Annotated in this window: 14 protein-coding genes; 12 read left to right on the top strand and 2 right to left on the bottom strand. The window is 44.1% G+C overall.

Going from position 1 to position 13,832, the window contains the following annotated elements; genetic code table 11:
* The first annotated feature begins 59 nt into the window (after nucleotides 1-59).
* From WKT03_RS07575 to WKT03_RS07545, 7 genes are all read left to right on the top strand, one after another.
* Nucleotides 60-401 carry an STAS domain-containing protein gene (locus WKT03_RS07575; protein ID WP_021944477.1) on the top strand — a complete coding sequence of 114 codons (342 nt, stop codon included), beginning with the start codon at nucleotides 60-62 and terminating at the stop codon, nucleotides 399-401.
* 21 nt (nucleotides 402-422) lie between these two features.
* Complete coding sequence (spoIIAB, locus tag WKT03_RS07570; protein ID WP_173788548.1) at nucleotides 423-854, top strand: anti-sigma F factor; 432 nt, start codon at nucleotides 423-425, stop codon at nucleotides 852-854.
* Nucleotides 855-1,532 (top strand): sigma-70 family RNA polymerase sigma factor, encoded by a 678-nt coding sequence (locus WKT03_RS07565; RefSeq protein ID WP_021944475.1) that lies wholly within the window; start codon nucleotides 855-857, stop codon nucleotides 1,530-1,532.
* 58 nt (nucleotides 1,533-1,590) lie between these two features.
* The gene (locus tag WKT03_RS07560; protein WP_021944474.1) at nucleotides 1,591-2,220 is read left to right on the top strand and encodes a stage V sporulation protein AA; all 630 of its coding nucleotides are present in this window, start codon (nucleotides 1,591-1,593) and stop codon (nucleotides 2,218-2,220) included.
* The gene (locus tag WKT03_RS07555) at nucleotides 2,210-2,632 is read left to right on the top strand and encodes a stage V sporulation protein AB (RefSeq protein WP_117785469.1); all 423 of its coding nucleotides are present in this window, start codon (nucleotides 2,210-2,212) and stop codon (nucleotides 2,630-2,632) included. Before WKT03_RS07560 ends, WKT03_RS07555 begins: the two co-directional genes overlap by 11 nt.
* Nucleotides 2,633-2,711: 79 nt before the next feature.
* The gene (spoVAC, locus tag WKT03_RS07550) at nucleotides 2,712-3,170 is read left to right on the top strand and encodes a stage V sporulation protein AC (RefSeq protein WP_021944472.1); all 459 of its coding nucleotides are present in this window, start codon (nucleotides 2,712-2,714) and stop codon (nucleotides 3,168-3,170) included.
* Between the two features lie 203 nt (nucleotides 3,171-3,373).
* Nucleotides 3,374-5,083: a VanW family protein gene (locus WKT03_RS07545; protein ID WP_340391394.1), complete on the top strand. Its 1,710-nt coding sequence runs from the start codon at nucleotides 3,374-3,376 to the stop codon at nucleotides 5,081-5,083.
* An 88-nt stretch (nucleotides 5,084-5,171) separates the two neighbouring features.
* Here the strand turns inward: WKT03_RS07545 and WKT03_RS07540 are convergent, their stop codons facing one another.
* On the bottom strand, nucleotides 5,172-6,479 hold the full coding sequence (locus tag WKT03_RS07540) for a chloride channel protein (protein WP_340391393.1): 1,308 nt from the start codon (nucleotides 6,477-6,479) through the stop codon (nucleotides 5,172-5,174).
* Nucleotides 6,480-6,627: 148 nt separating this feature from the next.
* On the opposite strand from WKT03_RS07540, the gene spoVAD reads away from it, so the two are divergent.
* Together spoVAD and spoVAE are read left to right on the top strand one after the other, a co-directional pair.
* On the top strand, nucleotides 6,628-7,647 hold the full coding sequence (gene spoVAD / locus WKT03_RS07535) for a stage V sporulation protein AD (RefSeq protein ID WP_340391391.1): 1,020 nt from the start codon (nucleotides 6,628-6,630) through the stop codon (nucleotides 7,645-7,647).
* Nucleotides 7,648-7,655: 8 nt separating this feature from the next.
* The gene (spoVAE, locus tag WKT03_RS07530; RefSeq protein WP_021943478.1) at nucleotides 7,656-8,012 is read left to right on the top strand and encodes a stage V sporulation protein AE; all 357 of its coding nucleotides are present in this window, start codon (nucleotides 7,656-7,658) and stop codon (nucleotides 8,010-8,012) included.
* 90 nt (nucleotides 8,013-8,102) lie between these two features.
* Here spoVAE and WKT03_RS07525 read toward each other — a convergent pair whose 3' ends face one another.
* Nucleotides 8,103-11,096, bottom strand: coding sequence for a transglycosylase domain-containing protein (locus WKT03_RS07525; RefSeq protein ID WP_340391390.1), 2,994 nt, complete (start codon nucleotides 11,094-11,096; stop codon nucleotides 8,103-8,105).
* 213 nt (nucleotides 11,097-11,309) lie between these two features.
* Between WKT03_RS07525 and WKT03_RS07520 the strand changes: the two genes are divergently transcribed.
* The 3 genes from WKT03_RS07520 (at nucleotide 11,310) to spoIIP (ending at nucleotide 13,811) form a co-directional block, all read left to right on the top strand.
* Nucleotides 11,310-11,621 (top strand): hypothetical protein, encoded by a 312-nt coding sequence (locus tag WKT03_RS07520; RefSeq protein ID WP_021943476.1) that lies wholly within the window; start codon nucleotides 11,310-11,312, stop codon nucleotides 11,619-11,621.
* 74 nt (nucleotides 11,622-11,695) lie between these two features.
* Nucleotides 11,696-12,613, top strand: coding sequence for a GPR endopeptidase (gpr, locus tag WKT03_RS07515; protein WP_117785464.1), 918 nt, complete (start codon nucleotides 11,696-11,698; stop codon nucleotides 12,611-12,613).
* 43 nt (nucleotides 12,614-12,656) lie between these two features.
* The gene (spoIIP, locus tag WKT03_RS07510) at nucleotides 12,657-13,811 is read left to right on the top strand and encodes a stage II sporulation protein P (protein WP_340391389.1); all 1,155 of its coding nucleotides are present in this window, start codon (nucleotides 12,657-12,659) and stop codon (nucleotides 13,809-13,811) included.
* The last annotated feature ends 21 nt before the right edge of the window (nucleotides 13,812-13,832 follow it).

Genomic DNA, 13,832 nt, shown 5'->3' with positions numbered 1-13,832 from the left:
ACAAAAGACAAATAAGCAATATTGCTTATTTGTCTTTTTTTGTAAAAAAGAGGTGGCGTATGAATAATTATGAGAAAATAGGGGATACTGTGTTAATAGAGCTTCCGGAAGAAGTTGATGATTACCGGGCATCGATACTGGTGAACGAAACGGAAGAGGTATTTCAGGATGGCAGGATCCGGTACGTGATATTCGATTTCCGGCATACAAGCGTGATGGACAGCTCCGGGATCGGTCTGATCACGAGAAGATTCCGGAATGTATATGACAGAGGCGGAAAGGTGTTTGTGATCCATGCAAATGACAGAATGCAGCGTCTTCTTAAAATGTCCGGAATATTTAAGATCGCAGAGCAGACAGAGGATTTTGAGACTGCGTACAAGCAAGTACATATGTCATAAAATGAAAAGGAGAAGAAAAGAATGAACAGAAATGAAATGAAAATAGAGTTTGGAAGTGATCCAAGAAATGAGAGCTTTGCAAGGGTTGTCGTAGCATCCTTTATGACCCGTACGAATCCGACGCTGGAGGAGGTCGCTGATGTTAAGACAGCCGTGTCGGAAGCAGTTACGAATTCGATCATTCATGGTTATGGGCAAAAAGAGGGAACAATCGAGATACGGGCATACATAGAAGAGCGGAAGCTGTACATAGAGATCATCGATTATGGCTGTGGTATCGAGGATGTGGAAAAGGCAATGGAGCCAATGTTTACAACCGGAAAGGATGGACGGTCGGGAATGGGATTTTCCTTTATGGAAGCCTTTATGGATGAGCTTACGGTAGAGTCGGAGCCGGGAAAAGGAACGACAGTAAAGATGGCAAAAAAAATAGGGGCTGGGTGTGCAGTATAAATGGAAAATAATCTGGATCTTCTTTTACAGGCGAAGAAGGGTGATGACAGTGCAAAAGAAAAACTGGTAGAACAGAACCTTGGACTTGTATGGAGCGTAGCCAGAAGATTTACAGGACGTGGATATGATATCGAGGATCTGTTTCAGATCGGCTGCATCGGATTGATCAAAAGTATTGATAAATTTGATTTTGACTATGATGTGAAGTTTTCGACCTATGCAGTTCCGCTGATCCAGGGGGAAATCCGCCGCTTTTTGCGGGATTACGGCGCAATCAAGGTCAGCCGTAGTCTGAAGGAGATGAATAGTAAGGTAGAGCAATACCGGCAGCGGGTGATCAAGGAAAAGGGCTATGAGCCTGAGATTGAAGAGATCGCTGCTGCCCTTTCTTATGATGCAGGGGAGATCGTAATGGCAATGGAGGCTTCGTTGGAGCCGGAGTCTCTGGATGCTCCGGGTGTATATTCAAAAACGGAGGAATATAGCCAGGAGATTGTTGATCATTTGTCGTTGATGCAGATGTTGGAACGGTTGGAGCCGGAGGAACAGCGTTTGATCCAGCTTCGGTATTTTGAAGACAAAACGCAGTCGGAGACCGGAAAACTGCTTGGTATCAGCCAGGTTCAGGTGAGCCGGCAGGAAAAACGGATCCTTGAGAAATTAAAAGAAAGTGTATAAAAAGAACAGATGCGGATATCCTAATCCTGTAAGAATATGGGAAAGCAGGTTTCGTAATATGGCAGAAATGGTATATTTGCAGTTGGCAGAAAGTGTTCTGGCGGAAAAACGAAAGGTATTGATCCGGGATGTATCGAAGGTCGTATCCGACAATCTGGATCTGAAAAATAAAATCGAAAAAATTGAACTGATGAATTTTTCTACCAGTTCAAAGGAACAGCAGGTTATATCCATATTGGATATCATAGAGGAGATCAGAAAAAACTGCGATGGGGAGCTGTGTATCCAGAATCTTGGACAGCCTGATGTCGTTGTATATTATAAGGCATTCGATCCGTCGGACCGGATAAAGCAGAAGTTCAAATTTATATTTCTATGCCTGATCGCATTCTTTGGTGCTGGATTTTCAATTATATCCTATAACTCGGATGTGAATCTGGTCGGACAGCTTGATCTGCTTCAGAATGTATTTACCGGAGGCAGTGAATCAGGAGCCATGATTGGCGGTGTTGCCTATTCACTGGGCTTGTTCATTGGAATCATTGTATTCTTTAATCATGGAGCCAATAAGAAATTTACCGATGATCCGACCCCGCTTCAGGTGCAGATGCGGCAGTATGAACAGGAGATCAATCAGACAGTGATCACGGATTCTGTAAGAAAGAAGGATGTGCGGGATGCTGATTAGACATATCTGTTATGCACTGGTTGCATTTATCGGAGGGGCAGCTATATCCAGTGGTTATTTTGCATTTATATCCCTGATCGGAGTATTCCCCAAGCTGGCGGAAAAGGTGAAAGGCAATCGGCACTATATGCTGGTGGAATGTCTGCTGGCATATGGTGCTGTGGCAGGAAATATCGTATATATATTTAATATCCGGATCCCGCTTGCAATTCCTGGGCTGGCTTTTGTAACCCTGCTTGGCGGTATCTTTACAGGCTGTCTGGTTGGTGCGCTCGCAGAGGTGCTGAATGTATTTCCGATCATATCCAGACGGTTTTCAATCCGGCGTTATATTCCTTACATCATATACATGGTTGCAGCAGGGAAACTCGTGGGTTCTGTTCTTGGTCTGATATCAACCGGACTGGTCTAGGAATGCGATTTATATGCATAGTTTTCATGCAAATGGAAAATACTGAAGAATAGAACCCGGTAAGACAGGAGGAAAGTATATGCAGTTTGAACCAAAAGAAAAGGAATATAATCAGTATGTTGAAACGATTACTCCGGTATCCAATTCGGCAAGAAACTGCCTGTGGGCGTTTCTCATCGGAGGACTGATCTGCACGATCGGACAGGTGTTATTTAATTTGTTTGAATATGCGGGACTGGATAAGGATGACAGTTCGTCTTATGTATCGATCGTTCTTGTACTCATCAGTGTGGTACTCACAGGTCTGAATGTCTATAAGAAGATCGCAAAATATGGTGGAGCCGGAACTCTGGTACCGATCACGGGCTTTGCTAATGGTGTCTGTGCTCCGATCATAGAGTTTCAGACCGAAGGTGAGGTCTTCGGTAAAGGTGTAAAATGTTTTACGATTGCAGGCCCGGTTATCATGTACGGTATCTTTACATCATGGGTGCTGGGACTGATATACTGGATCTGTAAGCTGGCAGGCTGGGTATGATTCCCGGCCTGTTTTTTCAAAAATGTTACATATGTTTTAAGGTAAAATGATGGTTTTGTGAAATATTAGATTTAAGGGGAATCTGTATTGACAGATAAAAATACCTATGATAACTTTAACAAATGGTTAAGTTAATAATAGTAGGTATCTGTATCCTTTAGCAGGATGCGTATACTCGCATGTGTAGTAAATGGAGATACATCATGAAAAAAGCAAAAAGAAGTGTTACTACAACAGTATGTGTTATTGTTGCATTGTGTGTGTGTTATCTGATATTTTGCGGAATTATTGGTAAGAAAAAGTTTTTTCCAAATACCAGTATAAATGGAATTGATGTCAGTAACATGACGGTGAAGGAAGCTGCAGCGGCTGTAGAAGATCAGTTTGCAACGGAGTACAATAACGCCGGGATCGACGTAACGTTGGAAGGTAAAACATATTGCATTGCGATCGAAGAAGCTCTGGATCTGAATGTGATCGATGCGGTACAACAGGCAAACGATGAAAGCCATGGATTTTTAACAAGAGGTTTTAATTTTATTAAGGCATTATTTGGTGAGGCAGAATATACTGCACGACCATCGCTGAAGGATAAGAAGCCGTTGTATACTGCGATCGAACAGTCCGGGCTGACGAAGCTGGAAGGGGTAGAAGATTCCTCTTACACCGTGAAGGATGACAAGGTTATTGTTACAAAGGGCCGCGGAGGTTATACGGTAGATTCGGATAAGCTGGCAGATGAGATTGCTTCCTGCATCAGTAAGGGAGAATTTGATGCACAGCTTGAATGTCCACTTACATACAGTGATGTCGATCTGGATCTGGTATATGATCAGATTTATGTAGCACCGGCGGATGCAACACTGGATCCGGAAAATGATTACAGCGTAACAGATTCTGTGGTAGGAATCAGCTTTGATAAAGATGCTGCCAGGAAGAAGCTGGATGCGGCAGCCGATGGAGAAGAAGTCAGCTTTGATCTGGTTTATACAGAACCGGAGCTGTCGAAGGAGACATTACAGGCCTATCTCTTCCGTGATACGCTGGGATCCTTCAGTACCAATGTAGGTGGAACGGATGCAAGAAAAGGAAATGTTGCAAAGGCGGCAGAGAATTGTAACGGCACGATACTGATGCCGGGTGAAGAGTTTTCATTCAATAATGTGGTAGGACAGAGAACCATCGAGAATGGGTTTCAGGCAGCTCCGTCTTATGTCAATGGGGAATCAGTAGATGAAGTCGGCGGAGGTATTTGTCAGGTATCATCCACTCTTTATGATGCCTGTCTGTATGCGAATCTGGAAATTGCAGAACGTCATTGCCATCCGCATCCATCCACTTATGTAGATGCAGGTTTTGATGCAACGGTATCCTGGGGCGGACCGGATTACCGTTTTATAAATAATACGGATTATCCGCTCAAGGTGACCGCCTCCTATAGTGGTGGTGTTGTGTCATGTGCGATTTATGGAACGAAGCTAAAGGACTTCAGAGTGTCACTGTCCAGTGAACTGGTAGCAACTTATGATTATGATACGGAATATGAGGACGACGATACACTGGAGAAAGGTGAAGAGGAAGTTTCCGTTACAGGTATCACAGGAACCAAATATCAGACCTACCGGACGGTATATGACGGAAATGGAGAGGTAATCTCATCTGAACCGGAATCTGTCAGTGTGTATGATAAACGGGATAAAGTAGTTCTTCGTGGAACCAAAGAGAAGGAAGATACCTCAGAGGAGAATTCGACTGAGGAGAAGAAGACGGAGGAAAAAACAACCGAGGAAAAGACAACTGAGGATACGACAGAAAAGAAGGACGACAAGAAAGACGATTCCAAGAAGGATGATAAGAAATCGGATAAAAAGTCAGACAATAAGAAAAAGAATGATACAAAGACAGATGATTAAATAAAGAAACAAAGAAAAGCTCATATGGAAGCCGGTTCGTAAGGATCAGGCAGCCATATGAGCTTTCTTTTGTGTTATTGATAGTATATTATTCCGCTTCACTGTGGTCGTTTGTTTTGACCTCCTGATTGGTATACAGGTTTACATAGTGAGGACGAAGCTTGGAATATATGATTTTCTGTTCACTGTATAAGCTGTAATAACCGGATAACATATAGCTGACACTGCAGCCGATCGCGAACAGCAGGATACCGCTTGCACCGAATAATTCGATGCTTAAGACCAGAGATGCCAGCGGACAGTTTACAACGCCGCAGAAGAGACATACAAGCCCCATAGCAGCTCCGAATCCTGGATCCAGTCCAATCCAGCCTCCAAGGGTACATCCGAAGGTTGCACCGATGAAGAACGATGGAACGATCTCTCCGCCACGGAATCCGCAGCCGATCGTGATGCAGGTAAACAGGAGCTTCAGAATGAAGGCTTCCGGTTTCGCTGTTCCATGGATCGCCTGTTCAATAATGTTCATACCGGCACCATTATAGTCATTGCAGCGGACGGCAAGCGTCAGGAGAACCAGTAGCACACCGCCGACCAATATACGAAGATACTGGTTTTTCAGATATTTCTTAAATGTTTTTCCGATGACCTGCATGGACATACAGAAAAGGATGCTGAGTACGGCAGCAGCGACCGAGAGAATGATCACCCGGATTCCGGTTGCCAGTGACATTTCAGGAACCTGATTCAGAATGAAATAAGTAGGGGTGATGTGAAATTTTTCTGTGATCGCATAGGAAATGGTTGCTGACAGGATACATGGTACCAGAGCACTATAATACAGAATTCCGATGCTGATAACCTCTACACTGAAAAGTGCGGCCGTAACAGGAGTTCCAAACAGGGCAGCGAATACGGCACTCATACCACACAAGGTCATAATATGTTTATCATTATCATCCATTTTGATCAGTTTGCCGATCGATGCCCCCAGACTTCCGCCAATCTGCAGGGCAGCACCTTCCCGGCCGGCAGATCCACCAAACAAATGCGTGATAACGGTCGTTATAAAGATCAGAGGGGCCATACGGAAAGGCACATTGTATTCCGGATTCCGAATCGAACCGATAACAAGGTTGGTTCCCTTGTCATGCTTGATGCCGCCTGTACGGTACAGGAATACGATCAACAGACCGGCTGCCGGGAGCAGGAAGATGATCCAGCTGTGCCCGGAACGGAACTGTGTGACATATTCAACGCTGTAATGAAAGGCTGTTCCAACAGCCCCGCAGGTGATTCCGATAATGGCAGAACAGATCAGCCATTTAATAAATGTTTTTGCGTATCGTTTTGTACGATCGATACAATTTAACCAGTATTCTTTTGTAAATATCATAATTTATACCTATCCAGATCGTTTTTTATTCTTTCATAGATTACCCCGAATCAGCGGATTTGTCCAGAACATATTAAATATGAATAAAATAAAGAAAAGAAGCAAATGACTATCAACAGAAGAACATATGGAAATAAGGAGGCAGAAAATGAATAAAATGGTTGGAAAACAAAGTGTTAGTTTTTCAGATCCTCCATGTATTCTGGGAGCGGCTTCTATCTGTGGACCAAAGGAAGCTGAAGGACCTCTGGCGGATTACTTTGATATCCGTTCCGAGGATCCGACATTTGGCAAGGATTCCTGGGAAGAGGGCGAAAGTGAGATGATCCGGCAGGCGGTCGAGCTTGCGATCAAAAAGGCGGATAAAAAGAAAGAGGAGATCCGGTATATATTTGCGGGGGATCTGTTGGGACAATTGATCGCAACCACATTTGGTATTAAGGATCTTGATATACCGGTATTTGGGTTGTATGGAGCCTGCTCTACCTGTGGAGAGGGATTGTCGCTGGCATCCATGACAGTTGCTGCCGGTTATGCAGACTGTGTAGTGGCAGCAACGTCCAGTCATTTTGGAAGTGCAGAGAAGCAGTTCCGTTTTCCTCTGGAATATGGAAATCAGAGACCGTTATCTGCGACCTGGACGGTAACCGGAAGTGGGGCGTTTGTTGTTGGTAAGGCAGAGCCGGAAGAAGGAGCAATTCAGATTACCGGGGTTACAACGGGACGGATCGTGGATTATGGGGTAAAGGACTCCTTTAATATGGGAGCCTGTATGGCACCGGCAGCGGCAGATGTGATCTATCAGAACCTGAAGGACTTTGACCGGAAGCCAACGTATTATGACCGTATCATCACCGGGGATCTGGGGAAGATTGGGCAGAAGATACTGTTTGATCTTTTAAAGGACAACGGAATAGATATCAGCAAACAGCATATGGATTGTGGTATCGAGATCTTTGATAATGAGGAACAGGATACCCATTCCGGTGGCTCCGGCTGCGGATGCTCGGCTATTACGCTGGCTGGCTATGTATTAAAGCAGTTACGGGACGGAACCTGGAAGAGGGTATTGTTTGTACCGACCGGAGCACTTCTTTCCACAGTAAGCTATAATGAAGGACAGAATATACCGGGCGTGGCACATGCAGTTATAATAGAACGGAGGTAAAGTTATTTATGGATTATATAAAGGCATTTGTGATCGGAGGTGCTGTCTGTGTGCTTGTTCAGATACTGATGGACAAGACGAAGCTGCTTCCGGGACGGATCATGGTGATCCTGGTATGTACCGGTGCTGTTCTTGGAGCAATCGGGATATATGAACCATTTCTTGAATTTGCCGGCTGCGGAGCTTCGGTTCCGCTGTCCGGATTTGGCTATAATCTCTGGAAGGGAATAAAAGAAGCAGTTGATCAGGATGGATTTATCGGGCTGTTCCGGGGAGGCTTCAAGATGGCAGCGGTTGGAACATCGGCAGCGTTGATCTTTTCCTATCTGGCATCCCTGATCTTTAAACCCAAGATGGTAAAATAGCATAAAGTATACTTTTTTATATAGATCCCAGGGAATAAAAAAGGAGCCATGAGAATGATCTCTCATGGCTCCTTTTTACATATATCGTTTTTATTCTTCTGTATTTTTATGTTTGTTCTCTTTTGAGGAAGGTTCATCAGAAGATGGTTCATCGGTAGGTTCCTCCGTTGTCGGTTCTTCTGTTGTAGGAGCTTCCGTTGTCGGTTCTTCTGTTGTAGGAGCTTCCGTTGTCGGTTCCTCTGTTGTAGGCTTCTCGGTTGTCGGTTCTTCTGTCTTGTCCTTTTTGAACTTAACAGTGATCGTATGATTACCTTTTACCTTTGAGAACTTATATTGTGAAACCGGTCCGACGGAGCTTCCGTCTACATATACATCTGAGATCACATAACCCTTATCCGGTGTGATATAGAAGGTTGTGCTCTTGCCGGATTTTACAGTTGTACTTGGTGAGATAGAACCACCGGATCCATCTACACCGGAAGTGATCTTGAAGCTGTCCTTCTTGTTGTCCTCTGTAGTCTTATTTGGATCTTCAGAATCAGAAGAGTCTTCGGTTTCTTCTTCCTCCGGATGAAGCGGACATTTCTCTTTCAGGATGTTCTGATCGTATTCAAAGTCTGCATCAATGATTTCAATCTTGCCGTCATCATCTACTGTATAATAATAGGTTGTTGTTTCCTTACAGGTATTGGTTGCTACCTTATGGGAATCATTACAGATCACAACCTTCTTGTTTCCACCGCATCGTTTGGTAGGAACGGTTCCTTTTGCGAAATAGTCTGTTATTGTTGGACAGCCTTCAACAGGGAGAAGTCCGGTATCCTTACATACGGTTGCCCGGGTGATTCCGCTTGGCATTTCAAAGATCTTGGAGGTATCCAGACCCTTTGCTTCCACGATCGCATCCATGATCTTACGCCACATGTTCTTATGATAGCTTCCAGCAGCAAAATTAGTATTTACATCAAAACCGATCCAGATCGAAGCGGTGTAATATGGAGTATATCCACAAAACCATGCATCGTAGTTGCTGGAGGTTGTACCTGTTTTACCTGCTGTATAAAGGCCACATGAAAGGTTTGCAGCAGTACCGGTACCGATTGTAACTACATCATGCATGGCACTTGTTAATAACCATGCATTCTGAGGAGAGATGACCGGGGATTCTTCCGGTGTTCTGTTATCGATCAGAAGCTTGCCGTCATGATCATATACCTCGGTGTAGAAGATAGGTTTGATATAATTGCCTTCATTTGCAATTGTTGCATAAGCAGCGGTGATCTCAAGGTTTGTGATGCCATCTGTCAGACCACCAAGGGCAAGGGACTGGTTGATATCCGATTCAATCCCTCCGCTTGAATTTGTACGTTCTTTTACAAGGGTTGTGAATCCAAGCTTTAACAGATATTCGTAAGCAAGCTCCGGAGTAACATCTGTGATCGTCTTAACAGCAAGAATATTCATGGAATTCTGAATAGCCTGTCGGATCGTGCTTGGACCACGGTAGCCACTGTACCAGTTTCTGACTTCGCCGCCATTTGTATAGGTGTATGGTTCATCTTTGTATACGGTTGCAAGGCTCATGCCGCAGCCGTCCAGTGCAGGAAGAAAAGCGGCAACAACCTTAAAGGTTGATCCGGGTTGTCTGGTTGCTTCTGTAGCACGGTTAAAGGAACGATCCTCTGTCTTTTCACCACGACCGCCGACGATGGCTTTTACCTGACCGGTCTCCTGATCCATCAGGGTGAAGGAGATCTGTGGTTCCACTGTGACCTTATAGCTTTCAAGCTGTTCCTTGTAACCGGTTGTCTCGATCAGGTGCGCTTTGTATTCGTCAGCAGCAGCACGGGCATCTTCTTCACTGGAGAAGATTAGGTCGAAAGAGGATTGTCCCATTTCTTCCTGGAACCAGGTTACCATCATATTCTGACTGTAGTTGTACTGTTCACCGTTGTCATCTACCAGTGTCAGTGCATAGGATAACTGATAGCTGTCAGCCGGATAGTTATCTTCATCATTTAAAACATCATCACAGATATTCTGGATCTGTGTATCCTGACAGGTACGGACATCCAGACCACCGGAGTAGATCAGGCTGTCTGCCTCTGACTTGGAATAGCCCATAGCCATGAAATCATCTTCAAGCTGGCTGATGACCTCATCAATGTAATAAGAGTTGACCTTGGTAGGGGATGATTTCTTGATCGATGATACCTTTTCAATCTCGCTATATACATCATCAGCGAGTGCAGTATCGTAATCGGACTGGGAGATCATGTTCTGATCCAGCATATTTTCAAGAACCATCAGTCGTCTTTTGGCATTTTCCTCCGGGAAAACGATAGGGTCAAATTTACTTGGGTTCTGAGGGATGGCTGCCAGTACCGCACATTCGGATATGGACAGATCCTTCAGTCCTTTATTGAAATAGTATTTTGCAGCGGTTTCTACCCCGTAACGTCCCTGACCGAGATAGATCGTATTCAGGTAATACTCGGCAATGCTCTTTTTCGGAAGCACCTTTTCGATCTCAACTGCCAGATACTGCTCCTGCACCTTACGTTCGATCTTGTCAAACATGGTTTTTTCATCCAGGCCGACATTGAAGATCTGGTTTTTGATCAGCTGCTGGGTCAGTGTACTGGCACCCTGATCAAAGTCACCGGACTGGAGACCGTGGGCGAAGGCACGCATGATACCCTGGACATCGATACCGTTATGCTCCCAGAAACGTTTATCTTCAATAGCAATGAAGGAATTTACAAGTGTTTCCGGTATATCATCGTAGTAAACATACTCACGGTTGGCATCAAAGCTCGCAAGAACCATAAGCTCTTTGCCGTCCTGATCATACAGGGTTGTCTGATATCCTTTCGGGATCAGATCCTTGGCATTCACCTCTGGTGTGTCGTCCAATATGCCTTTTAACATACCAAAACCGGAACCGATTCCAAGTACGATGATCGCAAGGAATATGACCAGTAGTGTTTTGAACAGCGAAACCGATAGTTTTCGTTTATTTCGGGGTAGTTTGGAAACAAGTGCTTTTTGTTTCTTTTCCACGCCCTTTTTGCTAAAATCCATGGAAAATCCTCCTTAAATTAAGTTCAATCATAAATACAACTCATTATAGCAGAGATTTACATAATAATAAAGTAAAACTTCTGATGTGAAATAAAATTAAGACATATAAAAATGCGGATAAATCCCAAATATTTTATAGTTTTTTTGTTACACTATAGGTGGATTTTGTAGTATGATGGTTACAGAAATAAACAGAGAGGAAACAGAACAGCGATGTTTGAGTCAATTGAAGAAGCAATTTCCGTATGGAAAGAGGAGTTTTCCTTTATTGAGGATGCGAAGGTCACAGGATATGACGGAGGGTATCCGGTTGTTGATTTTACGATCCATGAAGCTGCCTTCAGTCTGGTAAAGAGTGAGAGTAAATTCAAGCGTATCATACGATCTGCCGAGATGGAAGGCGGTATAGAAGTAGGAGTATCGACCTGTTTTTATAATACAGCATATGTCAGATGGAATCCGCCGGTCATGACGATCTGTGGTTATCCTGAGGTGATCAGCCGTATATTAAAAAAGATCATGTAAACTGCCCGGGTGAATAAAAAGAAATTCACCCGGGTATTTTATATGTATTGGGATAACAGATAGGAGGCGTATACATGAACCGGGCAATACGAACCGATCTTGCCATTGAGCTGCGGGAGGATATCAAGGATCGCGGGAAGATAGACGGGATCGAAATTGAAACAAGGATCAGCCAGGAAAAAATAAAGACGACTATTATACATGTAAATGACCAGACAGGAGCCGATACGTTGGGAAAACCGGTTGGCACTTATATCACCATTGAATGTCCGGAAATCCGGGAATTTGATGAGGATATCCATAAGCCACTCTGTAAAGAGCTGGCACATGATCTGAAAAAAATGCTGGGAGAAGCCCGTTCCATCCTGGTCGTGGGACTGGGAAACCGGGAGGTAACACCGGATTCGCTGGGACCATTGGTGACCGATCATTTATTTATAACCAGACATTTGCAGATGGAGCATATACACCTGCAGGAAGAGCCGGAATATGAAATCTCTGCGATCTGTCCGGGTGTCATGGCCCAGACGGGGATCGAGACGGTGGAGATCATCCGTGGAATCTGTGACAATATTGATGTCGATGCAGTGGTTGTAGTCGATGCACTTGCCGCCCGGAGCAGCAGACGTTTAAATAAAACGATACAGCTTGCGGATACCGGTATCAGTCCGGGATCCGGTGTTGGGAATCATCGTACGGAGATCAATTCACAGACGATCGGAGCAAAGGTGATCGCTCTCGGTGTTCCAACCGTTATTTCAGTTCCGTCCATTATAGATGGTTCTCTGGATGTTATTGCAGATACATTTAACCAGTCTTATGGAAAAAAGCTGATGGAATCTTTTTCCGAACAGCAGCGATATGAGCTGGCATATCATCTGGCTGAACCGGAGCTTGCGGATATGTTTGTAACACCGAAAAATATCGATGAACTGGTAAAACGAATAAGCTTCACAATATCCGAAGCAATAAACAGCATGATTTTCACATAACCAACATATACTGGTAAATAACTAAAATAAGAGTATTTACTGGATGAAGAACAGACGGATCATAAGAAAAACAAAATACTGCCTTTTATGGGCCGGATTGTCGATACTGATCTGGTTCGCAAATTGTGACGCAACATATCGGATGGAATTGGTAAACCGGATGGTGAACTGGCTGTTTTTTGGAAATGGATACGAAACACAGACCGAAAATATGGAAACCGTGTCGGCATCCGGGAAATATCTGGAGGATATGCTGCAGGAATATTGTCTGGCAGGAGAACTGGTACAGGGAAGTGGACAGAAGGATCAGACTGTGTCGGCGGGACAGATGACGGATGAAAAAGGAACGGACAATCTGCCGGCGCAGACTGTGATCGCACTGGATCACCGGGCGGAAGCCATAGTTGCCGCCATGTCAGACAAATATGGATATATGCGGGAGAAATTGACGGATTATGATTATATGAGATCAAATTTTTATGTTATAGACAGTACAACAAGTGTATCCAGAGAAGAATTAAATGGCCAGGATCTTGCTTCCATGGATCTGACGATCGATACAGAAGAAAAGAATTATAAGGTACTGATCTACCATACACACGGAACGGAGAGCTTTAAAGATTCCGAGCCGGGAAAGGTTGAGGATACCGTAATCGGAGTTGGAGACTATCTGACTGAGCTTCTTGAAGAAAATTACGGGGTAGCAGTCTATCATGATACAACGGCCTATGATATGACAGGTGGAGAGTTAGATCGAAGTGCTGCTTATGATTATGCAAGAGAAGGGGTCCAGAAGATCCTTGCGGAGTATCCGTCCATTGAGGTCGTGATCGATCTTCACAGGGATGGGGTATCCGAAGATACATATCTGATCACGGAAATAGATGGCAAAAAAACAGCACAGGTCATGTTCTTAAACGGAGTGAGCCGTCTTAATAAGAATGGTGATATCGCATATCTTGCCAATCCGTACAAAACAGAGAATCTTGCATTCAGTCTGCAGATGTATCTGACAGCGCAGGCCAATTATGATTCCTATGTAAGAAAGATATTTGTTAAGGGTTACCGGTATAATCTGGATCTGAAACCACGGTCGTTGTTAGTAGAAGTCGGAAGTCAGACGAACACAGTTGAAGAAGCAAAAAATGCCATGGAGCCGCTGGCTGCAATTCTCTACAAAGTATTGAGCGGAAAGTGAGATTGTGTTATGATAATGAAC

It is taken from the genome of Coprococcus sp. HCN-4056 (genome assembly GCF_037892645.1).
Taxonomy (GTDB): domain Bacteria; phylum Bacillota; class Clostridia; order Lachnospirales; family Lachnospiraceae; genus Coprococcus; species Coprococcus ammoniilyticus.
This window is presented reverse-complemented; position numbering and strand designations above follow the sequence as displayed.